Below are 21,704 nucleotides of genomic sequence, written 5' to 3' on the forward strand. Positions count from 1 at the left end.
ACCATGATTGAATCTATTATTCGCTGGTCGATTGGTAATCGGTTTTTAGTGCTGTTGGCAACAATGATTCTGATTGGGGTAGGCCTCTATTCACTAAAGCAAACACCCGTCGATGCTATCCCAGATTTAAGTGATGTGCAGGTCATTATTAAAACCTCTTACCCAGGCCAAGCACCTCAAGTGGTGGAAGACCAAGTCACCTATCCACTGACTACGGCGATGTTATCGGTACCGGGCGCCGTCACTGTGCGTGGCTACTCCTTTTTTGGGGACAGTTATGTCTATGTCATTTTTGATGAAGATACCGATTTGTACTGGGCCCGAAGTCGAGTTCTCGAATATCTAAGTCAAGTCGCTCCCACTTTGCCGGCAGCGGCGAAGCCCCAGCTCGGGCCAGATGCCACGGGTGTCGGTTGGGTTTATATTTATTCGCTCATTGATCGCTCCGGTCAACACGATATTAGCCAACTTCGCAGCCTCCAGGATTGGTTTTTAAAATACGAATTGCAAACCGTACCGGGTGTTTCTGAAGTGGCTGCGGTAGGGGGCATGGTGAAGCAATATCAAGTCACGGTAAGTCCTGAGAAGCTGCGCGCATTTAATATACCCCTGGCGCACATACAAATGGCGATCAAGCAAGCGAATCAAGAAGTAGGGGCCTCCGTAGTGGAGATGGCGGAAGCTGAATATATGGTGCGCGCTTCTGGATATATTCAAAACGAGGCGGATCTCGCAAACATTCCCCTTGGTGTAAATTCAAACGGCACGCCATTGCTGCTAAAAGATGTGGCCGATATCGGTATCGGTCCACAAATGCGACGTGGTATTGCAGAATTAAATGGAGAAGGGGAAACCGTTGGAGGTGTTGTTGTGATGCGATTTGGTGAAAATGCGCAAACAACAATCAATGGCGTAAAAGCAAAATTAGAACAGTTACAGGCAGGTCTGCCAGAGGGCGTAGAGGTTGTCACCGTTTATGATCGCTCAGGATTGATTGAGCGAGCGGTCGAAAACCTTTGGCACAAACTCTTGGAGGAGTTTGTCGTCGTAGCGTTGGTTTGCATGATTTTCCTTTTTCATGTTCGCTCATCCTTGGTGGCAATTGTCAGTTTGCCGGTGGGAATATTAACGGCATTTATCATCATGCACGTGCAGGGTATTAATGCCAACATTATGTCATTGGGTGGTATTGCAATCGCTATTGGGGCCATGATTGATGGTGCGATTGTGATGATTGAGAATATGCATAAACATATGGAGCATACCCCAATCACCAAAGAAAATCGCTGGCAAATTGTCACCGAATCCGCTGTTGAAGTGGGTCCTGCTTTATTTTTCAGTTTGTTGATTATCACGGTGAGTTTTGTACCCGTATTCACACTGGAAGCACAAGAGGGTCGTATGTTTAGCCCGCTTGCCTTTACTAAAACCTATGCGATGGCCGCTTCGGCAGCACTGGCTATTACTTTGGTGCCGGTATTAATGGGTTATTTTATTCGAGGCAAAGTATTGCCCGAGCACAAGAATCCAGTAAACCAATTTTTGATTGCCAGCTATATGCCAGCGTTAAAAGGCGTCCTTAAATTTCCCAAAATCACCATTCTATGTGCCGTGATTGTATTGGCTTCCGTTTATTGGCCGTTGCAAAAAATCGGTAGTGAATTTATTCCACCGTTGGATGAAGGCGATTTGATGTACATGCCTACAACATACCCAGGGATTTCGATAGGCAAGGCGAGAGAATTATTACAGCAAACCGATAAATTGATTGCCTCGGTTCCAGAAGTGGAAAACGTATTTGGCAAAATTGGACGTGCCGATACGGCAACGGACCCTGCGCCATTGACGATGATAGAAACCTTTATTCAACTCAAACCTCGTGACCAATGGCGAGAGGGTGTGACAACTGAAAGCCTTAAGAAGGAGCTTGACGCCTTGGTTAAACTTCCTGGCGTCACTAATGCCTGGGTTATGCCCATTAAAACACGCATTGATATGTTGGCGACCGGCATCAAAACACCCGTGGGCATAAAAGTCGCCGGGCCCGATTTGTCAGTAATTCAGGATTTAGGCAAGCAGCTTGAAAACCTTCTTAAAGATGTTGAAGGCACTGCATCCGTGTATTCGGAACGCGTCGCTGGCGGTCGGTATTTGAATATTGATATTGATCGAGCAAAAGCTGCGCGTTACGGTTTGAATATCGCGGATGTGCAACAAGTGATTGCGTCTGCAGTGGGAGGAATGAATGTCACCCAAACCGTGGAAGGACTGGAGCGCTACCCGGTAAATATTCGTTATCCGCAAGCCTATCGCGATTCGCCAGCGCAATTAGCGCTACTGCCAATCGTGACTCCCAAAGGCGAACGCATCGCTCTGGGCGATGTTGCCAAAGTCAGTATTGCTGATGGACCGCCTGGCATCAAAAGTGAAAACGCGAGAATTAACGGTTGGACTTTTGTCGATATCGATGGCGTGGATGTGGGTACCTATGTGGAGAACGCAAAAGAAATCGTAGCGAAACAATTGGAGCTTCCTGCCGGGTACTCGATTGGCTGGTCCGGTCAATATGAGTACATGGTTCGCGCAAAAGAAAAATTGCAGTATGTGGTGCCATTAACCTTAGCCATCATTGCCATTTTACTTTTTTTGAACTTCAGAAATTTTGCACACGTGGCCATTATTCTAGGCTCTCTGCCCTTGGCCTTGGTCGGGTCAATCTGGCTGATATACCTACTCGGCTTTAATTTCTCGGTCGCCGTTGGTGTGGGCTTTATTGCTCTGGCGGGTGTCGCGACCGAGCTCTCCGTGATCATGCTGGTGTTTCTAGAAATATGTTGGCGTCAACATATTAAACGTGCACAAGAGGAGGGTCGCAAGACCAACAGTGATGACCTGCACCAAGCGATTATCGAAGGCGGAGCGCTTCGAGTTCGACCTAAAGTCATGACCGCCTCAGCCATTATCATCGGTTTACTGCCGATCATGTATGGCAGTGGCACCGGATCAGAGGTGATGAGTCGCATTGCAGCCCCAATGGTTGGCGGTATGCTCAGCGCATTGGTATTGACCCTGTTGGTGCTGCCCGCCGTGTATTTGCTCTGGAAGCGAGCAACGATCGATTAGTCTCCGTTAATCTGAATGGCTCATGGACTAGAGCCTTTTCTATCTTTCCACAATAAAACCCTTATTTTGGAGGACGCATGCAGCATTCACATTCACCACATTATCAAAAAAATAGTTTAACCCTGGCTGGTGCCGTTGCCATGGGTACCGGCGTAATGATCGGCGCGGGTATATTTGCTTTAACAGGTCAAGTTGCGGAGATGGCTAGAGAGTGGTTTCCACTGGCATTCTTACTTGCCGCTGTTATTTCGGGTTTCAGCGCCTATTCCTATGTGAAAATGTCGAGCGCGTACCCGAGTGCGGGCGGGATTGCCATGTTTTTGGAAAAGGCTTATGGAAAAGGCACAACGACGGCTGTGTGCGCCTTGCTCATGTACTTTTCAATGGTAATTAATGAAAGTTTGGTCGCAAGAACCTTCGCCACTTATACCTTGCAAATATTCGATGCAACTGCTGTTGATTGGCTTGTGCCTGCGTTGGGTTCTGCATTGCTGCTCTTCGCATTTATCGTCAATATTCTAGGCAATCGGTTTATTCAAACATTCTCGTTTGTGATGGGCTTTATCAAAATTGGTGGTCTGGCGTTGCTCGCTATTGGTGGGCTTTGGGTATCGGGCTTTAATTTCGAAAGCATTTCGGTTAAGCCAGAGGATACGACCATCAGCGGGTTTTTAGGGGCAATTGCCTTGGGTATCCTGGCATATAAGGGGTTTACCACCATTACCAACAGCGGTGGTGAAATTAAAGACCCGCACAAAAATATTGGGCGAGCCATAATTCTGTCGATCTCAATTTGTTTGGTTGTGTATATGCTGGTCGCCTTCGCGGTGGGCGGAAACCTGAGCATCAATGAAATTGTACAGGCGAAGGATTATGTATTAGCCGAAGCGGCACGCCCGGCCTTTGGCCAGTACGGCGTGTGGATTACTGTGGGATTCGCCATAGTCGCAACGGTTTCCGGTGTGATTGCCAGTGTGTTCGCAGTCTCGCGAATGCTTGCCATGCTGACCGACATGAAACTTGTTCCGCACTCGCATTTCGGTATGCCTGGCAGCATCCAGCAACACACTCTGGTGTATACCATCGTAGTGGCGATGTTTTTAACAATATTTTTTGACTTAAGTCGAATCGCGTCTCTGGGAGCTATTTTTTATATCGTTATGGATATCGCCATACATTGGGGCGTTTTGAAAAATTTGAGAAAGGACGTTAAGGCAAGCCCCACGATACTTACCTTGGCAATTGGATTGGATGTGTTGGTGCTAATTGCATTTATTTGGGTAAAAATTCAGACCGACATGCTGGTGATTTGGGCATCACTCATTGGATTTATAGGTATTTTCCTAGGAGAGTATTTTTTCCTCAAGCACTATCGAACACAGGATAAATAATGATACTTGCAAGCTTTTTGAGTTTAGCGCTGATTTTAATAACGGTCGTCATCCACTATCAAGGTTTGTGCTGGTTATCCTGCTTTTATCGGTCTCGGAAAAGCCATGCCAACATCCGCTTACCAATGATTATGTTTGGTATGACTTGCCTTCATTTGATTGAGATTTTGCTATACGCAGGCGTGTTCTTTCTTCTGCATCATTACTCAACAAACGGTGGCTTTACCGAAGCCTTTGAAGCAACCGTGTGGAACTATGTGTATTTTTCAGGCGTTAATTACACGACACTCGGGATGAGCGAATTTTATCCGACGGGCCACTTTAAAGTGTTGGCTTTTACGGAGGCGCTTAACGGGTTCATGATGCTCACGTGGTCCGCTACTTTTTTTTACTCCCTTGCTGGACAGTTCTTTCAGAATCCAGATTCTCAATAAATTACTCGCCACTTCGCCGTTAAAGCGCAATGCATCGAATGATGAGTGAGGTGCCAACATTACAAGCTTGTAATGTTGGCGTCATCTCTATGACAGTTACCATTCTTTAAGCTTGTGGAGTGAATCTCTGAATCTCTAGTTACCCGACAAGTTGCTAGACCATGGAATTGATCCAAGTCAAAGCCGAATGCAAAAGAACGCATAACTGAGGTGGTACGGTTGACCTGTGTCAAGGACACACCTTTAGACTGTTTTACAGTTGATCCTGAGTTTAAAACTTGGGATTACATTGGTCATACGGGTGTTTTATGCGGGTTAAAGAGTTAGCAAACCATCTTTCTGTCAGCGCTGAGACTGTAAGGTTCTATACACGCCAAGGGTTTCTTTCGCCAACCAAAAATCCGGTCAATGGGTACAAAGAATATGGGCTAAAAGACCAAAGCCGGTTGCGATTTATTTTAAGCGCCAGGGCCTTGGGGTTTACCGTGAAAGACATCGCCGAGATTCTCTCTGTCGCGGAGCAAAAACGCACACCTTGCCCAATGGTACGAATGATGATTGAAAAGCGTTTGCTCGAAACAGAAGCTCAATATCAGGAGACCGTTAAGCTCCGACAGCGCATGCGAGAAGCCGTTAAGACCTGGAGCGGCTTGCCCGATGCCGAACCCACCGGGGACATGATCTGTCACCTAATCGAAAGCTTTAGCCATTCCCAAGAAGGAGTCCACCATGAGTAATCACTCAAACAACCATGCCTGTTGCGGTGGCCACACCCCATCGAATACCGAACACCACAATCACGAAGTTGATACCAAGCAGACGCAAAAGTTTTATGTCTGCCCAATGCACCCTGAGGTTCGCTCTCCAGAGCCAGGCGATTGCCCAAAGTGCGGCATGCACCTGGTTATTGAAGAGCAAAGCCCCGAAGGAGCTCTGCCAGTAAAAACAACGGGAGAGCATGGCCAGCATGATTGCTGCTCAAGCAAAAGCGGAGGGCACCACACTGGCCATCACTCTCAAAATACAAATCAGTCATTGAGTCAATACAACGACGTGCCATCCGGCCATAAGGGCGCGGTTTACACCTGTCCGATGCACCCTGAGGTAAGGCAGACAAAACCGGGGGTATGCCCACTTTGTGGTATGGGGCTTGAACTGGAATCCGCAGCAATGGCGGCGGATGAACCCAATCCAGAACTCGTGGATTTTACACGGCGCTTTTGGGTGGGTGCGGTGCTCACACTCCCGGTGCTGATACTCACCATGTCGCCCTTGGTTGGCCTACCTCAATTACGCGAGATGCTCGGTGAACACACGGCCATGTGGGCGGAGTTCATTTTAAGCACGCCCGTTATTCTGTGGTCTGGATGGCCGTTCTATGTGCGCGCGGTTAATTCTTTCCGCACACTCAATCTCAATATGTTTTCGTTGATAGGGATGGGGGTTGCGGCGGCCTATATATTTTCCATTTTCGCGGTGCTTTTACCCGGGATTTTCCCTGAAGGTTTCAGGAACCCCGAAACCGGTGTGGTAGGCGTGTATTTTGAAGCAGCGGCCGTCATCGTCACCCTTGTACTTCTGGGTCAAGTGATGGAACTGCGAGCGCGAGAAGGTACTGGCAAGGCTATTCGCGCGTTATTGGATCTCGCAGCGAAAACCGCAAGAGTTATTCGCACGGATGGCTCGGAAGAAGAGATTCCGCTGGAAGATGTGCAGGTCGGTGATCGCATTCGGGTACGGCCTGGAGACAAGGTGCCCGTGGATGGTGTTGTGGTGGAAGGACGGTCTTCTATCGATGAGAGCATGATTTCTGGCGAGCCAGTGCCCGTTGAGAAAACCGAAGGCGATAATTTGACTGGCGCAACCATCAACGGTACGGGCAGCTTGATTATGGAAGCTACTCGAGTCGGCTCCGACACCATGTTGGCGCAAATCGTCGAGATGGTAGCTGCCGCCCAACGCTCTCGAGCACCCATTCAAAAATGGGCCGATATGGTCGCGGGGAAATTCGTTCCTGCTGTCATCGGCGTTGCCATTCTTTCATTTATAGCTTGGGCCATTTGGGGTCCAGCTCCAGCCTATGCCTATGCCCTGGTTTCAGCGGTTGCGGTATTGATTATTGCCTGTCCCTGTGCCTTAGGTCTAGCCACGCCCATGTCGATAATGACTGCCACCGGGCGGGGCGCTCAGGTCGGTGTGTTGATTAAAAACGCCGAAGCCCTGGAGCGCTTTGAAAAGGTCGATACCTTAATTGTCGATAAAACCGGCACTTTGACTGAGGGTAAACCCAAGTTGGTGGCTGTGTTGCCAGAAGCAGGGCACGAAGAAAACGAAGTGCTCAGCTTAGCGGCTTCGCTTGAGCGTGGCTCAGAACATCCTTTGGCTGAGGCAATCGTACGAGGCGCAGAAGAACGCGGTATTACTTTGCAAGAAGCCGAAGATTTCGAGGCGGTTACTGGTAAAGGTGTGAAGGGCACCGTAAAGGGGCAGTCGGTTGCCTTGGGTAACCTCGCGCTGATCCGCGACTTGGGTCTCGAAGCTGAAGCCTTGACGCAAAAAGCCAATACACGGCGAGATCAAGGTGAAACGGTGATGTTTATTGTGCTGGATGGCGAAGTTGCGGGCCTGGTCAGCGTTGCTGACCCGGTTAAAGAAACGACGCCTGCAGCACTCAAAGCACTCCATAAATTGGGCTTTAGAATCATCATGGCCACTGGCGACAATCAACGCACCGCGCAGGCTGTCGCGGCAAAACTGGGAATCGATGAAATTAGAGCGGATGTGTTGCCGGAAGACAAAGCGCGCATTATTAAAGAATTACAGCAACAGGGCCGCAAAGTGGCCATGGCCGGTGATGGGGTGAACGATGCCCCGGCCCTTGCGCAAGCGGACGTGGGCATTGCCATGGGTACAGGTGCGGATGTCGCCATCGAAAGCGCCGGTTTTACGCTCGTCAAAGGCAACCTAGATGGCATTGTCCGCGCGCGTCGCTTATCTCATGCCACCATGAAAAACATTCGTCAAAACCTATTTTTTGCCTTGATCTACAACAGCGCGGGCGTACCGGTTGCCGCAGGTTTGCTGTTTCCATTTTTCGGCATTTTGATTAACCCCATGTTCGCTGCTTTTGCGATGAGCGCATCATCCATTTCCGTTGTTGTGAACGCACTGCGGTTACGAAAAGCGCGAATTGAATAGCGAAATCTTTAAATAATGCAATACCTTGTTCCACCTGGAGGAACACTATGAGTAATCAAAATCAATCGTTTTGGCTAACTCCCAAGGGCTTTACTGCAATGGGTTTAATCGCGTCCGTGACTTATTTTTTGCTGATGGAGCATCGTCAACATGTTGTTGAGTTTTTGCCTTACCTGATTTTACTGCTCTGCCCATTGATGCATGTATTTATGCATGGTGGTCACGGACACGGCGGTGATCATCACAACCACGATGATAAACCGGAAAGCGAATCTGAGGCTTACAAGCGTGGACTTGAAGAAGGCCGCAAACAATCCAATCATCACTCGCATTAAGGAGTTACCAACATGCACGGCGAATCCGCATACGGGTTATGGACACTGGTCATCCTTAACTCTGTGATTTTTATTTTCTTTGCTTTCAGCTTTGTTAAGCCTAAAACAAAAACCGACTGGCGAAGCCTTACCGCCTTTTCGGCCTTTATAGTTGCGTTGTTCACGGAGATGTACGGTTTCCCTTTGACGATATATTTCCTCTCGGGTTGGCTGGCTGAAAAATACCCTGGCGTCGATTTTCTTGCTCACGAGAACGGTCATTTACTCCATACGTTATTCGGATTTGAAGGAAATGCTCATTTTGACCCTCTGCATATTTTGAGTAATGTCCTAATCGTATTAGGTTTTATATTGCTGTCCTCGGCTTGGTCTGTTCTTCACAAAGCACAACAAACACGATCACTGGCCACTGAGGGTTGGTACGCTCGATGCCGGCACCCACAGTACGTCGCCTTTATCATGATTATGTTCGGTTTTCTATTGCAGTGGCCGACCATTCCTACCGTTGTTATGTTCCCGATTCTCGTATGGGTGTACGTCCGTTTAGCAAAGCGAGAAGAGCAAATAGCTTTAAATGAATTTGGCGAGGAATATCGTCGATATATGCACAATACGCCAGCGTGGATTCCCAATTTTTCAAAAACCACAACAGCCCACTGAGGAAATCAAAATGAAAAGATATTTAGCACTTCCACTGATCGCTGTATTCATGTCAACCGCTGCTTTCGCTGCTGATACCCATGATCATAAAAATTCAGACATGTCAAAAGGCGGAATGATGATGGGGATGATGAGTCATGAGCAAATGATGGCGATGCACGACCATATGGAAAAAATGCAGTCGTTAATGAAAAACATAAAGTCAGAAAAAGACCCGAAAAAGCGTCATGCATTATTGGAAGAGCATATGCAAGCAATGCAGGATGGTATGCATATGATGAATGGAAACATGGGCATGAGTGATGCCAAAGAAAAAATGAAAAATATGGATACCATGCAACGCATGGACATGATGGAAGAACGTATGGGGATGATGCAGATGATGATGGGTCAGATGATGGAGCACAACATGGCAGAGAAAAAAGGCACCGACCACAAACATAAAAAATAATCGGCTTATTAATACTCCTACCATCACGAATACCATAGGCGAACTACTGCAATGAAAATAGAAACCTTAAGAGACTTACTGCACTGGTCCCAAGATCTACATCGTTATCTTGGTCAGTGCTTGGACCACTGCGCAGATAAAAATACCAGTGAAAGAGCAAGGCTGGTGCTCGCATATCTGGCTGACCACGAAAAACTTCTTTTACAGGTCATCGAAGGCTTTGAGGGGCTAAGTGCAAGTCAAGCGCTGAATACCTGGTGTATAGAATATCTAGACAAGAGACCCATCGATCCTCATCGACATTGCAGTGCGCCTTTTGCGGAGTTGGACTCAGAACAAATAGTCCAACAGGTAGTTGGCATGCACGGAGAAATCATTGATTTATATCGACATCTAGCCGCACGTGTCGATACGACTGCCGCGCAAAACTTAGTCGGCACGCTTCTTTCCATTGAAGAGCACGAATTGAAGAGGCTCGTCCAAACAACCAATCGATTTAATGATATGTGAGGTCGCTATGAGTGAAAAAGAACATCGCCTGGGTGTTTCCGAGGCAACATTGGTGGTTAGACATTTAAAACTCGTCGACATGTCAGAAGAGGTCATGACCAAAGTCGTGAAAGAAATCGATGAAATTTACGGCCTGGATTCAGTGAGTTATGACAAGGCCTCTCACACGCTGCATATCGCTTATGACGCATCCAGAATCTGTATAGACTGTATTGAAAAAGTGTTGCAGGAAAATGCAGTAGAAGTGAGCCATGATTGGTGGACCTATTTTAAAGAGGGCTATTATCGTTTTGTCGACCAAAATGTTAAGGACAATGCGAGCACCGAACCGTGGAGTTGTCACGGAAGTTTTACCGGATCCAATAAAAAGAAATAATTATGCAGAATATATTCTCAGACAACCAGGAATCTAATCCATGCCCAGTGTGTCAGATGACTGAAGTAAAACAGAATTTATGGCGATCTTATCGCGGATTACAATTTTGGTTTTGTTCACAGCAATGCCTGGACCGATTCATTTCACATCCAGGTTTGTATGTTGGTAGCCCCAAAACGGGTTTGCCTGAAAAGAAAAGGGGCAGGGTCGAGCATAAATCCCATCGTATTGTGTTTTCAAAATCACTGTCCGACGACGAAGCGGAAAAATTGATGGCTGATCTTCCGAAAATGATGGGCATTAAATCCCTAAACGTCTCGGCCACGGAATTGTTGGTGATGTATGACCTTATGGAGGTGTCACTCGAAGATATTGAAAGCCAGATTTCTTTGAGTTTAGGTGGCTTTGATAGCTCTCTGATTGACCGCGTGAAACGAAGCTGGATTCATTACACCGAAGAGTGTGAGCTGGATAATCTAGCGCACCCATCAACGACACGTGGGTGCCATTGATAGGATACGATAAGGGGGCGAAGACCAAAACCTAAAGTTTGCCTTCAAAATTAGGAACCGGTCGCTTAAGTGCTTCTGATTCCGTTGTTGCCTTACCATTTTTGGCAATATCTTTAAGAAGCCAGTCCATCTCCTTAATTTCTTTGCGTTGCGCCTGAATGATGCCATCAGCCAATTCTCGCACACGAAGGTCGGTAATCTCCGATCGTTCACTTGTGAGGATAGCAACGGAGTGGTGTGGGATCATCGATCTCATATAAGACGAATCTTGTACCGTTGTTTGCGATCTCACTAGAAAAAGAGCAGCAATAAATACCACTGCGCTGCCCACGTAAATCCCAACATTAAGACTTTTCTTTTTGTGCATGGGCAACATAAAGCTCAGCATAATCACAGCCATCGCGGCACCCATCATCAATGCCATATATGTGCGAGTCTCGCTGTAAAATACGTGACTTACCTCGTAGGTGCTGAGGTATTTTAAACAAAACATAACGACGACCGAAGTGGTAATCATTAGTCCAAATCTAACGTAATGTGACATAGTAGTCTCCTAAATCGAAAAACGGATTTTTGAAGAAATTATTTCGGTTACTTAATCAACATCCAGGTACCCATCGCAATCATCATTAGATTTTCAGTTAATGATATGAACCCCAGGGGAACGTTACTGTTTCCGCCCACACAAGCACATTTCAGCTCTCTCTTGTCGATGTAAACAGCTTTAAAGACAGAAATAGCGCCAATCGTCCCGATAAATAATGCGGGTGGAGCAAATAGCCATGACGCCATTCCGGTCAACATTCCAATACCTGCGAAAGCTTCTAATAGCGCATAAAGATAGGCATAGGGCACATACTGCATCGCTAATAAATCGTAAGTAATAAACTGCAGAGAGAAGGCATTTAAATCACGAAGTTTTTGAATGGCCAATGCACACATGCTGAGTGCAATGAATGTCTCTAACAGGTATAGTACGTTAACGCCTTGAAATCGGCTCCAAGTTAACGCAGCTGCCATTAAAAATGTAATGCTGAAAATGGCAATCACTGGTGTATAAGTTGTCTCCTTGCTTTCGTCTTTCGACTTGCCAAAGAATTTTTTAAGGTCGTCATATCCGCCAATTCGTTTGCCGTCAATAAAAGTTTGCGGTGTTGTATTCACATCGTGCTCTTGTTTGAAATTATCGGTTTCTTTGCGCGACGTGAGGAGGTTATCATCGACTTCGTAACCTTCACGCTTGAGCAAGTCTCGCGATTTAAGGCCGTAAGGACAAATGTGTTTATCAGTATGCATTCTGTAGAGCGTGGCGGCTTTGCTCAAAATTGCCTCCTGTATGTTTTTGAATAATTCTAACGCTTTTAAAAAATCAAGCGCAAAACATATGCCAATTACAAATCGGAAAAAATGATAGTGAATTAAAGGGATTTTCGGCAATGTAAGCGATTATTTTGAAATAATTACAACTGCAAATGTTAAATTGACTTCATTCGCCAATTATTTTTATGATGATTTACATTCAATGTTTGTGCGTATCGTCAGCGTCGTCTCTCGCGGTCAATATTTGATATTGCGCTTTTGATAAGCTTGGAAGCTTCTGTAAAAAGGCCACCATATTCCAGATTCGTTCATCGCTGTGCGTAGGTCCCCACGCTGGCATGCCAGACGCTTTTATGCCGTGTTTAATGATCCAGAATTGTCTCTTGATGGCATCGTCTCCTGAAGAATCGTCATGACTGTGCTTATGCCCGTCGGCAGAGATGCTCAAATTTGGAGGAGAGGGGTACAAGCCGATGGTAAAATCACTTTCTATTTTACCCGGCTTCAAGTGACATCCTGTGCACATGTCATTGTAATCGGCTCCACCAGCTAATAGTCGGTCAGAGAATTCCAGGTCTGTTGGGATTTCAACATCCTTTGCATCACGAGCGATGGATTTTTCACGCAGTGTTTCTAACAACCAATAAGTAATGGGAGAATGTTGTGTATCTGCGCCAATTGGATAAAGCCCCGAATAAATAAACAGCCCTCCTGCAAGGAGGGCTGTAATCACAATGAGCAGGAAACTCTTAAAAAATGCTGAAATTGATAACATGGCACCCTCTTAATTAATGTTGATGTTCGGCATGTTCGTCCTCGCTTTCATTGTCGTCGTGTGAATGCTCTAAATCGGATTCGTTTTTGTCTTTGCCATGATGCATATCTTTCATACATTTCTTCATCATGGCTTGCATGACCGGGTCGTTCATATCCATTTTGCTGTGGTCCATATCTTTCATCGCGGAACAATCCGGTTTTTCGGCGTCCTTCATATGTTCTTTCGGGTCATGCGCTTGAGCATTCATAGCAGTCGCAACAATAGTTAAAGCCAGTAGTGGTGCGAAGGGTTTCATTTTCATAAAAGTTTCCTCTAAATCATGTTGTTTAATTTGTTAAGACTTCAACAGTAACTAAAACCAAAACTTCAAACCCGCCAGTACTTGGGAACTGGATTTATCTTTTCCAGCGGCTTGCAGGTAATCGGCGGTATCGCCAAAAGATCTTGACCATTCCAAACCGATATAGGGTGCAAATTGACGGCTGAATTCGTAACGAAGGCGCAAGCCTGCTGACATGTTCGTTAAGCCCGAGCCAAGCCCATTTTCAGGGTCGTCTTTACCAAACAGGTTTATTTCCATTCTGGGCTGCAGTATCAGTCGTTGAGTGAACAAGAGTTCGTATTCCGCTTCCGCAGACAAGGCTGTTCGCCCGTCATCACCGAGATAAGCCGTGACATCAAGTTCAAACCAATAGGGAGACAGCCCTTGAAAGCCTAGCGCGAGCCACTGGCGGTCTTCACCTTCGTCATAGGTATCAATCCGCGCGCCCAGTTGAGTATCAAAATACGCATTAAAGGCTCGGCTCCACAGTACATCAGTAGAACTCTCCTCAAGGGTGCCTTCCACAATGTCCCCCTCGGTTTTTACAACCAAGCGGTTATAGGTGGTCCCATACCATGCCTGCAAATCAAATACAGTACTTTCGTATTTTTCCTGGTACTCCAGGCGATCACTGATGATTGCCCAAAAGCGATGCTCATCGGCCAGTTTCAATTGTCTGGGCCCGGGCAGTGCATAGGGCCCTTCGGTTAAGGTAAAGCCATCCGAATAAGCGTGGGGATCGCGGGCATTATCAGGTGCTTTACCACCTTGAGCTTGCCCCATCTCGTGGGCTCCTGGATCGTGATTGCTGTGATCCATCTCTGCGTAAGCCCCACTTGCTAATACGCAAGCCAGAGAGATTTGGCATAGTTTGGTTACGGGATTTATGTTCATGACACCACTACCTCGCGGAACATGCCCGCATCCATATGGAACAAGAGGTGACAGTGCCAGGCCCAACGCCCTAAATCATGTGGCGTTGTGAGAAAACTGATGCGCTGTGCGGGCTGCACCGGGATGGTGTGGCGCCGGACACGTAGCTCACCTTGATCGGTTTCCAGTTCACTCCACATGCCGTGCAAATGCATGGGGTGGGTCATCATGGTGTCGTTTTGCAAGATAATGCGAACACGCTGGCCATGCTTGAGCGAAACGGGCGTACTTCGGCCGAATTCCAGCCCATCAAAAGACCAGCTGTAGCGCTCCATATTGCCGGTGAGGTGCAGCTCCAATTCTTTTTCGGGTACTCGGTGATCATCAAGCACACCATCGAGAGATTGTAGATCGGCAAGCGTGAGTACCTTGTGACTCACAGGGCGCAAACCTTTTTCTGCCAAGTCGCGAAGCCCGATACCCGGGTCGTCGAGGTTAGTGCGTGGCGTATCCACCCGTGCATCGACAGAAGGGCCATATTCTGTTCGAGCATGATTGACGCTGGTAGACGGCTTTGCCAGCGGATTTTGGGAACCCTGTTGCATACCGTGCATGCTGTGATCCATGGCCATACCGCCGTGCATCTGTGAGTGGTCCATTTGCGAATGATCCATCTTCGAGTGATCCATTTTTTCCATATTCATATTGCTATGGTCCATTCCCTCCATAGAGGCATCGTCGCCCATCCCTTCATGGTTCATCGCCCCCATCATGTCTTGCATGGTCAGCCACTCCACTGGGTCCAGGGTCGGCACGGGTGCGGACAGACCTTGCCGTGTAGCCAGGGTCCCTCGGGCATAACCGGTGCGATCCATGCTCTGTGCAAAAATTGTGTAGGCTTCATCATCAGGTCTTACCAGAACATCGTAGGTTTCACCGGGACCGAAGCGAAACTCATCCACGGAAACGGGCTCCACGTCCTGACCGTCTGCCTGCACAACGGTCAGTTTCAAACCGGGGATACGAACATCGTAAAAGGAATTGCTGGCGGCATTGATGAATCGAAGGCGCAGGCGCTCTCCCTTCTTAAATACGCCTGTCCAGTTCCCCGCAGGAGCCGTACCATTCATGAGGTAGGTGAGGGTAGCGGTAGATAAATCCGCCAGATCGGTGGGGTTCATGCGCATCTGGTTCCACATCTGGCGCTTGCTCAACGCCGCTTTTAATCCCTTGTCAGACACGTCGCGAGTGAAGTCAAAAAAGGTCGGCTGGTTGAAGTTGTAAGTATCCCCTTGAACTTTCAGTTTACTGAATACCTGCATCGGATCTTCATCGGTCCAATCAGAGAGTTGTACGACAAAGTCCTGATCGGCCTCGTGTCTTTCGCCTGAACGAGGCTCGATGATGAGCGCACCGTACATCCCAGTCATTTCCTGAAAGCCTGAATGACTGTGATACCAGTAGGTGCCACTTTGACGGAGTTTAAATCGGTAAACAAAGGTTTCCCCCGGCGCAATCCCCTTAAAGCTGATACCCGGAACACCGTCCATTTCGAAGGGTAATAAAATGCCGTGCCAGTGAATGGACGTCGGGACACTTAGCCGGTTTGTGACGCGTATCGTCACGTCATCGCCTTCGCGCAAACGCAGTGTGGGTGCGGGAATGGAGCCGTTAATGGTCGTCGCCATACGGGTTACACCGGTAAAATTCACCAGCGATTGGCCTATTTCCAGATTGATATCGGTGCCGCTGAGCACAGGGGCTGAACCCAGAGCAGTTTGAACTGATTCGCGTGCCAGCAACGCAGCAGGGGTGGTTGCCAGAACTCCGCCAACCGCGAGGCCTTGAACAAAACGCCGACGACTCAAGGAGCCGACGAGGGGGCTAAATGGGCGATTCATAGTGTCGTTTTCCAAAAAATGTCATTGTTCCAAAAGCACGTTTTTAAGGTCTGGAGCGGAGATTACAGTCAGGAGTCTGTCATGGGCATGACCTGAAAATGACAAAGTTGTAATCTTTAGGTCATCTTTCTGTGGGGAAAGACAGGCTATTGTTTCAATAAGATGAATGTGTAGAGACGAGGACGGTGCCATGCGGTTACTAGTAGTCGAAGACGAAGTCAAAACCGGGGATTATTTGCAGCAAGGCCTGAGCGAAGCCGGCTTTATGGTGACGCTCGCTCGGAACGGTCTCGATGGCCATCACCTGGCGATGACGGAGACCTTTGATTTGTTGATTCTCGATGTGATGCTGCCCGATGTGGGCGGCTGGCGCATTGTTCAGTCCATAAGAGAATCGGGATGCCAGGCGCCCGTATTATTTCTCACCGCGCGCGACAGTGTTGATGATCGTGTTAAAGGATTAGAACTTGGCGCTGATGACTACCTGGTTAAGCCCTTCGCGTTTGCCGAATTGCTGGCTCGGGTACGCACCTTGTTGCGTAGAAGTACGGCGCCGGTACTCGCCGATCAGATCACAGTAGCGGATTTGATCCTCGATCTGCCAAAGCATCGTGCCCTTCGTGGTGGGCGCAAAATCAATCTCAGTCATAAGGAATTTTGTTTGCTGGAACTGCTTGCTCGGCGCCAGGGTGAAGTGCTGCCACGCTCGTTGATTGCTTCCCAGGTGTGGGATATGAATTTTGACTCCGATACCAATGTGATTGATGTCGCCATCCGTCGTTTAAGAAGCAAAATTGATGAAGGCTTTGAGCCCAAGCTGATCCATACCGTTCGTGGCATGGGCTACAAACTCGATGTTGAGGACGAATAGGATGGCGTTTGGATTTCGCCTGGCGCGACCTTTATCACTCAACAATCGTGTGATGCTGTTTGTCGCACTTGCCATTAGTCTCAGCCTTGTTGTAATCGGCCATCTCGTTCAGAAGTCAGTCGAACAGCATTTTGCAGAACAAGACGCTGACGAATTGGTTGTCATCAGCCGTGCCGTGGCAGAAGCACTAAAAAAGACAACACGTTCAGGTCGTTCGGCCGACGAAACACTTCCTCATGCTGTTTCCGGTCATCACGGTGTGTATTATCAGGTTTGGGACGAATCTGGTGCGCTGGTTTACGGCCCACATGAAGTAGTTTTTCCTCCCCGAGCTAGATTCAATGCCCCGGTGTACACTATCCGCGCCGACAATCTTGTGAGTTGGCATATTGATGATAAATCCTATCGAGGCGCGATGACACAAGTGCAAATTGACGGCCGAAACTATCTCGTCACTGCGGCCATCAATATGGACTTCCATATGCGCTTTCTCGAACATTTCAGCCGCAATTTATGGTTGATCATGGCGCTGGCTGGTGGGCTTACTTTACTCGCAGCCTGGTACGGTGTGCATCAAGGGCATGCGCCACTACGGGCACTCAGTGAATCCATACGATCTGTTCAAGCCGACCAATTGGATATGCGACTGAATGAAAAAGCTGTTCCCATGGAATTGCAACCTCTGGTGGAGTCCTTTAACCAGATGATCAGTCGCCTTGACGACAGCTTCACGCGCCTGTCCCACTTTTCTGCGGACATCGCCCATGAGTTGCGAACACCTCTTACGAACCTCGCAACGCAAACCCAGGTCGGTTTGGGGCAAGCGAGAACACTTGAAGAGTATCGGGAATTGCTCTACTCCAATTTGGAAGAGCAAGAAAGATTGACCAAAATGGTAAATGACATGCTGTGGCTCGCGCAGAGTGAGAACGGCCTACTTAAACCCAATTGGGAATTACTGGATTTGAGGCAAGAAGTTGAAGCCACCTTCGAATTTTTCGAAGCCTTGGCGGAGGATAAAAAAATTACATTGGCTGTAGGGGGAGATCGCGTCAACGCGATGGCCGATCGTTCGATGCTGCGCCGAGTGATTTCTAACCTTTTGTCTAATGCGCTTCGTTATACACCAGAGAACGAAACAATCAATGTCACTGTTGAGGGGGTTGGCAATCAGGCCCAAATAACAATTGAAAACCCGGGGCAGGGGATTTCTGCAGTGCATCTACCGAAACTCTTTGATCGCTTCTATCGGGTTGATCCATCGAGGCAGCGTCAGAGCGAGGGGGCAGGCTTGGGTTTGGCGATCGTGAAGTCAATCATTGAGGCACATGACGGAAATGTGGAGGTGTCCTCCGAAATGGGTACTACCCGGTTCGTTATCTCGCTGCCAGCTCATGATAAAAAAGCAGGTTAGCGATAACGACAATCTTTACCGGGTTACTCTCGGTTTTCTGGTTGACCTTCCTATAATGGGAGGGTTTAGACTTGTCAACGCTTAACCGCCGAAGGTAATCAAAATGCGAAGAGTCCAGAAGCCCCGCCCCGAAATGTCCCAGGCACGCCAGTCCGGTTACTACAACATCAGTGAAGCTTCTGAACTATCAGGTGTCAGCGCGAAAATGATCCGCCATTATGAACAGATTGGATTGATGCCCGAAGCCGATCGTACTGACGCTAATTATCGAATCTTCAGCCAATCTGATATCCATACGCTTCAATTCATTAAGCGCGCGCGGTCACTGGGCTTTTCCATGAAGAAGATCGCCACACTCCTGAATTTGTATCAAGATAAAGGCCGCCCCAGCTCGGAGGTCAAACGCTTAGCCGAAGAGCATATTCAATCGCTTAATGAAGCCATAAAAGAAATGCAGGAAATGCGCGATACTTTATCGAACTTAGCCAAACACTGTCGCGGTGATGAGCGGCCAGACTGTCCAATTTTGGAAGGAATTTCTTGCTCGCATTGAAAAGCGTGTAAAGTCAGGGTTGCCCAGGCAACCCTGTATGACGTATCAAATACTGCAATGTCCACAGCAGCTGCTGCTGTTTTTATCGTTACTTCCTTCAACGGTGACTTCATAGCCCGTTGCTTCAATTGCTTGCTGTAAAAGTCGTGAAGGAAAAGACGAATCAATCGCCACCGTTTTCGCTTTCATATCAAAATGGATTTTTGCATTGCCATCTGTTTCTTTAACCGCTTTGGTTATCACTTTTTCACAATGACCACAGGTCATATCGGGAACATTAAAGGTAATCATAAGGTAAACCTCGTTAAATTCTTTGCAATCCCGGATGGGATGCTTTCAGTTTGATGTCTCCCATTGTGGTAAGGTCAAGACTAATTCATCAAAAAATTTCCGTATCTCATGCGATGTTAGTTTGCGGGTTTTTAGCCATACTCACTTGTTGACTTTCCCACGATGGCAAGGATTAAGCTGCAATAAATCCTAAGGAGAACTTGCGATGAAACCTTTAACCGACCATCAATCTTTTGAATTTAAAATCGAGGGGATGTCCTGTGCGTCCTGTGTAAGACGTATTGAGAAGGCGCTGCTGGCAACCGATGGGGTGAGCAGTGCCAGTGTGAATTTTGCGACGGAAACTGGAAAAGTTGAAGTCGGTGCTGACACCTCTCAAGACACTATTTATGCAGCGGTCAAAAATGCTGGATATCAAGCAATCGCTATGGAGGACGCGTCGTCAGTCAACGCTACAAACCAAGGTGGTCGTTTATTTATTTTGTCAGGGATGTTGACCATCCCTTTGATGCTGCCAATGGTAGGGGAATGGTTCGGCTTTAACTGGTTACTGCCAATTGGGTTGCAATTAATGTTGGCTTCTATTGTGCAGTTTTACTTCGGTTTCCGCTTTTATCGTGGTGCCTACGCTGCGTTAAAGGCGCGCAGTGGCAATATGGATAGCCTGGTCGCACTTGGTACATCCGCGGCCTATGGCTTGTCCATTTATAACATTCTTATCGGTCATGCAGGACATTTGTATTTTGAATCATCCGCAGTGATCATCACGCTAGTTATTCTAGGCAAATGGATGGAAGCCAGAGCCAAAAATCAAACCACCAATGCCATTCGCGCTCTTCAAGATCTTCGGCCTGAAAACGCTAATTTAATTGAAAACGGTATTGAGAAAATTGTTCCCGCAAACACATTGCAAATTGAAAATATTATTTTAATTAAAGCTGGGGAGAGGGTGGCTGCCGATGGTGTTATCCTTTCTGGTAACGGTTATCTCAATGAAGCTTTGATTACCGGTGAAAGTCTACCGGTTGAAAAGCAGGAAGGCGATAAAGTGATCGGCGGCTCAATTAACATCGATGGTTTGCTTACTGTAAAAGTCACATCCAGCAATGCGGAAAGTACACTCGCAAAAATCATTCATTTAGTGGAGTCCGCACAGGCAAAAAAATCCCCTTTGCAAAAATTAGTCGACCGTATCAGCGCTGTTTTTGTGCCTGTTGTTTTAGTGATTGCACTGGTGACTTTGTTGACTTGGGGTTTTGTTACCGGCGATTGGACGCAAGCGATTATCAGTGCTGTAGCCGTGCTGGTTATTGCTTGTCCCTGTGCACTGGGTCTGGCGACGCCAACCGCCATTATGGTAGGGACGGGATTGGCTGCCAAAAGAGGTATTCTTATTAAAGATGCTGAAATTTTGGAGTCCACAGAACATGTTGATGTGGTCGCTTTTGATAAAACCGGCACCTTGACGGAGGGTAAACCCAGAGTCGAACAGATCGATGCATTTGTTGGAGAAGGAAAACAGTTGCTGGGTTATTTAAAGGGTCTGCAGCAGGGCAGCGAACATCCACTTGCAAAGGCACTGCTCGATCATGCAACAAAAGAATCCATTATCGCCGAGCGCTTCGAGTTGATTCATACCCTGCCAGGCCTTGGAATGCGCGGTCAGTTAGAAGAGGGTAATTACTGGTTTGGCAATAAACGTTTGATGTTAAACGTCGGTATTGAAGCGTCTTTACTCGAAGACTATAGCGAAGAATTTGCGATAAAAGGCAATACGCTCTCGTGGGTCGCGAGACAAATAAAACCCAATACGATTGAGCTTTGTGGTCTTGTGCAATTCCAGGATACGCTTAAATCCAGTGCAATTGAAGCCGTCAGTCGATTGCACGAATTGGGGATACAAACCTGTCTGCTCACTGGCGACACACAAGACAGTGCGGACGTTATCGCCGCTAAATTGGGTATTGATTTTGTTAGAGCGGAAGTGATGCCAGAACACAAGGCCGACGTGGTGAGTCAATTTCAGTTGGAGGGTAAAAAAGTGGCCATGGTCGGAGACGGCATTAATGACACTCCCGCATTAGCAACGGCCCATGTAGGCATAGCGATGGGGGCGGGTACCGATGTTGCGATGCAAACTGCGGGTATTACTCTAATGCAAAGTGATCCATTGAGGGTTGTTGAAGCTATTACCATTGCTAAAAAAACTCAACAGAAAATTCGTCAGAATCTGTTTTGGGCGTTTATCTACAACCTGGTTGGAATTCCGCTTGCTGCTTTTGGATTGCTTAACCCGATGGTGGCGGGAGCTATTATGGCTGTTAGTAGTGTGAGTGTTGTGCTCAATGCATTGCTTCTCAGACTTGTCAAAATCACATGAACAAATTGACT

General features: G+C 47.5%; 22 protein-coding genes. 15 read left to right on the plus strand and 7 right to left on the minus strand.

The genetic code is table 11. The annotated features are described in order from the left end of the window. Nucleotides 1-3: 3 nt before the first annotated feature. From SDE_RS10160 to SDE_RS10210, 11 genes are all read left to right on the plus strand, one after another. Nucleotides 4-3,123, plus strand: a complete 3,120-nt coding sequence (locus SDE_RS10160; RefSeq protein WP_011468409.1) for an efflux RND transporter permease subunit — start codon at nt 4-6, stop codon at nt 3,121-3,123. Nucleotides 3,124-3,200: 77 nt separating this feature from the next. Further along, the gene (locus tag SDE_RS10165) at nt 3,201-4,514 is read left to right on the plus strand and encodes an APC family permease (protein ID WP_011468410.1); all 1,314 of its coding nucleotides are present in this window, start codon (nt 3,201-3,203) and stop codon (nt 4,512-4,514) included. Further along, entirely contained in the window at nt 4,514-4,948 is a 435-nt protein-coding gene (locus SDE_RS10170) for an ion channel (RefSeq protein ID WP_041324580.1), read from the plus strand. The genes SDE_RS10165 and SDE_RS10170 overlap by 1 nt, the downstream gene beginning before the upstream one ends. 308 nt (nt 4,949-5,256) lie before the next feature. Then, the gene (locus tag SDE_RS10175) at nt 5,257-5,685 is read left to right on the plus strand and encodes a MerR family transcriptional regulator (protein ID WP_011468412.1); all 429 of its coding nucleotides are present in this window, start codon (nt 5,257-5,259) and stop codon (nt 5,683-5,685) included. Next, entirely contained in the window at nt 5,678-8,146 is a 2,469-nt protein-coding gene (locus tag SDE_RS10180; protein WP_011468413.1) for a copper-transporting P-type ATPase, read from the plus strand. The genes SDE_RS10175 and SDE_RS10180 overlap by 8 nt, the downstream gene beginning before the upstream one ends. Nucleotides 8,147-8,193: 47 nt before the next feature. After that, the gene (locus SDE_RS23170) at nt 8,194-8,481 is read left to right on the plus strand and encodes a DUF2933 domain-containing protein (RefSeq protein WP_011468414.1); all 288 of its coding nucleotides are present in this window, start codon (nt 8,194-8,196) and stop codon (nt 8,479-8,481) included. 12 nt (nt 8,482-8,493) lie between these two features. Beyond that, nucleotides 8,494-9,141: a methyltransferase family protein gene (locus SDE_RS10190; protein WP_011468415.1), complete on the plus strand. Its 648-nt coding sequence runs from the start codon at nt 8,494-8,496 to the stop codon at nt 9,139-9,141. Nucleotides 9,142-9,151: 10 nt separating this feature from the next. Then, complete coding sequence (locus SDE_RS10195; protein WP_011468416.1) at nt 9,152-9,592, plus strand: hypothetical protein; 441 nt, start codon at nt 9,152-9,154, stop codon at nt 9,590-9,592. Nucleotides 9,593-9,643: 51 nt separating this feature from the next. Further along, on the plus strand, nt 9,644-10,102 hold the full coding sequence (locus tag SDE_RS10200; RefSeq protein WP_011468417.1) for a hypothetical protein: 459 nt from the start codon (nt 9,644-9,646) through the stop codon (nt 10,100-10,102). 7 nt (nt 10,103-10,109) lie between these two features. Further along, nucleotides 10,110-10,478: a hypothetical protein gene (locus SDE_RS10205; protein WP_011468418.1), complete on the plus strand. Its 369-nt coding sequence runs from the start codon at nt 10,110-10,112 to the stop codon at nt 10,476-10,478. A 56-nt stretch (nt 10,479-10,534) separates the two neighbouring features. Next, the gene (locus SDE_RS10210) at nt 10,535-10,990 is read left to right on the plus strand and encodes a hypothetical protein (protein WP_011468419.1); all 456 of its coding nucleotides are present in this window, start codon (nt 10,535-10,537) and stop codon (nt 10,988-10,990) included. A gap of 31 nt (nt 10,991-11,021) precedes the next feature. On the opposite strand, the gene SDE_RS10215 is transcribed toward SDE_RS10210, so the two are convergent. From SDE_RS10215 to SDE_RS10240, 6 genes are all read right to left on the minus strand, one after another. Further along, nucleotides 11,022-11,534: a DUF305 domain-containing protein gene (locus tag SDE_RS10215; protein WP_011468420.1), complete on the minus strand. Its 513-nt coding sequence runs from the start codon at nt 11,532-11,534 to the stop codon at nt 11,022-11,024. A 47-nt stretch (nt 11,535-11,581) separates the two neighbouring features. Next, entirely contained in the window at nt 11,582-12,286 is a 705-nt protein-coding gene (locus tag SDE_RS22640; RefSeq protein WP_011468421.1) for a MauE/DoxX family redox-associated membrane protein, read from the minus strand. A 223-nt stretch (nt 12,287-12,509) separates the two neighbouring features. After that, complete coding sequence (locus tag SDE_RS10225; RefSeq protein ID WP_011468422.1) at nt 12,510-13,085, minus strand: c-type cytochrome; 576 nt, start codon at nt 13,083-13,085, stop codon at nt 12,510-12,512. A 13-nt stretch (nt 13,086-13,098) separates the two neighbouring features. Beyond that, on the minus strand, nt 13,099-13,389 hold the full coding sequence (locus SDE_RS10230; RefSeq protein WP_011468423.1) for a hypothetical protein: 291 nt from the start codon (nt 13,387-13,389) through the stop codon (nt 13,099-13,101). A 51-nt stretch (nt 13,390-13,440) separates the two neighbouring features. Continuing rightward, entirely contained in the window at nt 13,441-14,304 is an 864-nt protein-coding gene (locus tag SDE_RS10235) for a copper resistance protein B (RefSeq protein ID WP_011468424.1), read from the minus strand. Beyond that, nucleotides 14,301-16,184 carry a copper resistance system multicopper oxidase gene (locus SDE_RS10240; protein ID WP_011468425.1) on the minus strand — a complete coding sequence of 628 codons (1,884 nt, stop codon included), beginning with the start codon at nt 16,182-16,184 and terminating at the stop codon, nt 14,301-14,303. The genes SDE_RS10235 and SDE_RS10240 overlap by 4 nt, the downstream gene beginning before the upstream one ends. Before the next feature lie 190 nt (nt 16,185-16,374). Here SDE_RS10240 and SDE_RS10245 point away from each other — a divergent pair, with 190 nt between their 5' ends. From SDE_RS10245 to cueR, 3 genes are all read left to right on the plus strand, one after another. Next, the gene (locus SDE_RS10245) at nt 16,375-17,055 is read left to right on the plus strand and encodes a heavy metal response regulator transcription factor (protein WP_011468426.1); all 681 of its coding nucleotides are present in this window, start codon (nt 16,375-16,377) and stop codon (nt 17,053-17,055) included. A 1-nt stretch (nt 17,056) separates the two neighbouring features. Beyond that, nucleotides 17,057-18,469: a Cu(+)/Ag(+) sensor histidine kinase gene (locus SDE_RS10250; protein WP_011468427.1), complete on the plus strand. Its 1,413-nt coding sequence runs from the start codon at nt 17,057-17,059 to the stop codon at nt 18,467-18,469. A 103-nt stretch (nt 18,470-18,572) separates the two neighbouring features. Further along, nucleotides 18,573-19,022 carry a Cu(I)-responsive transcriptional regulator gene (gene cueR, locus SDE_RS10255; protein WP_011468428.1) on the plus strand — a complete coding sequence of 150 codons (450 nt, stop codon included), beginning with the start codon at nt 18,573-18,575 and terminating at the stop codon, nt 19,020-19,022. A 45-nt stretch (nt 19,023-19,067) separates the two neighbouring features. On the opposite strand, the gene SDE_RS10260 is transcribed toward cueR, so the two are convergent. Then, nucleotides 19,068-19,313: a heavy-metal-associated domain-containing protein gene (locus SDE_RS10260; RefSeq protein ID WP_011468429.1), complete on the minus strand. Its 246-nt coding sequence runs from the start codon at nt 19,311-19,313 to the stop codon at nt 19,068-19,070. Between the two features lie 205 nt (nt 19,314-19,518). Between SDE_RS10260 and SDE_RS10265 the strand changes: the two genes are divergently transcribed. After that, nucleotides 19,519-21,693 carry a heavy metal translocating P-type ATPase gene (locus SDE_RS10265; RefSeq protein ID WP_011468430.1) on the plus strand — a complete coding sequence of 725 codons (2,175 nt, stop codon included), beginning with the start codon at nt 19,519-19,521 and terminating at the stop codon, nt 21,691-21,693. Nucleotides 21,694-21,704: the final 11 nt, after the last annotated feature.

The sequence above is a fragment of the Saccharophagus degradans 2-40 genome (assembly GCF_000013665.1).
GTDB lineage: Bacteria > Pseudomonadota > Gammaproteobacteria > Pseudomonadales > Cellvibrionaceae > Saccharophagus > Saccharophagus degradans.

Coding starts and splice junctions, on each gene's coding strand:
- SDE_RS10160 (WP_011468409.1), top strand. CDS start 4: ATGATTGAATCTATTATTCGCTGGTCGATTGGTAATCGGTTTTTAGTG.
- SDE_RS10165 (WP_011468410.1), top strand. CDS start 3,201: ATGCAGCATTCACATTCACCACATTATCAAAAAAATAGTTTAACCCTG.
- SDE_RS10170 (WP_041324580.1), top strand. CDS start 4,514: ATGATACTTGCAAGCTTTTTGAGTTTAGCGCTGATTTTAATAACGGTC.
- SDE_RS10175 (WP_011468412.1), top strand. CDS start 5,257: ATGCGGGTTAAAGAGTTAGCAAACCATCTTTCTGTCAGCGCTGAGACT.
- SDE_RS10180 (WP_011468413.1), top strand. CDS start 5,678: ATGAGTAATCACTCAAACAACCATGCCTGTTGCGGTGGCCACACCCCA.
- SDE_RS23170 (WP_011468414.1), top strand. CDS start 8,194: ATGAGTAATCAAAATCAATCGTTTTGGCTAACTCCCAAGGGCTTTACT.
- SDE_RS10190 (WP_011468415.1), top strand. CDS start 8,494: ATGCACGGCGAATCCGCATACGGGTTATGGACACTGGTCATCCTTAAC.
- SDE_RS10195 (WP_011468416.1), top strand. CDS start 9,152: ATGAAAAGATATTTAGCACTTCCACTGATCGCTGTATTCATGTCAACC.
- SDE_RS10200 (WP_011468417.1), top strand. CDS start 9,644: ATGAAAATAGAAACCTTAAGAGACTTACTGCACTGGTCCCAAGATCTA.
- SDE_RS10205 (WP_011468418.1), top strand. CDS start 10,110: ATGAGTGAAAAAGAACATCGCCTGGGTGTTTCCGAGGCAACATTGGTG.
- SDE_RS10210 (WP_011468419.1), top strand. CDS start 10,535: ATGACTGAAGTAAAACAGAATTTATGGCGATCTTATCGCGGATTACAA.
- SDE_RS10215 (WP_011468420.1), bottom strand. CDS start 11,534: ATGTCACATTACGTTAGATTTGGACTAATGATTACCACTTCGGTCGTC.
- SDE_RS22640 (WP_011468421.1), bottom strand. CDS start 12,286: ATGCATACTGATAAACACATTTGTCCTTACGGCCTTAAATCGCGAGAC.
- SDE_RS10225 (WP_011468422.1), bottom strand. CDS start 13,085: ATGTTATCAATTTCAGCATTTTTTAAGAGTTTCCTGCTCATTGTGATT.
- SDE_RS10230 (WP_011468423.1), bottom strand. CDS start 13,389: ATGAAAATGAAACCCTTCGCACCACTACTGGCTTTAACTATTGTTGCG.
- SDE_RS10235 (WP_011468424.1), bottom strand. CDS start 14,304: ATGAACATAAATCCCGTAACCAAACTATGCCAAATCTCTCTGGCTTGC.
- SDE_RS10240 (WP_011468425.1), bottom strand. CDS start 16,184: ATGAATCGCCCATTTAGCCCCCTCGTCGGCTCCTTGAGTCGTCGGCGT.
- SDE_RS10245 (WP_011468426.1), top strand. CDS start 16,375: ATGCGGTTACTAGTAGTCGAAGACGAAGTCAAAACCGGGGATTATTTG.
- SDE_RS10250 (WP_011468427.1), top strand. CDS start 17,057: ATGGCGTTTGGATTTCGCCTGGCGCGACCTTTATCACTCAACAATCGT.
- cueR (WP_011468428.1), top strand. CDS start 18,573: ATGCGAAGAGTCCAGAAGCCCCGCCCCGAAATGTCCCAGGCACGCCAG.
- SDE_RS10260 (WP_011468429.1), bottom strand. CDS start 19,313: ATGATTACCTTTAATGTTCCCGATATGACCTGTGGTCATTGTGAAAAA.
- SDE_RS10265 (WP_011468430.1), top strand. CDS start 19,519: ATGAAACCTTTAACCGACCATCAATCTTTTGAATTTAAAATCGAGGGG.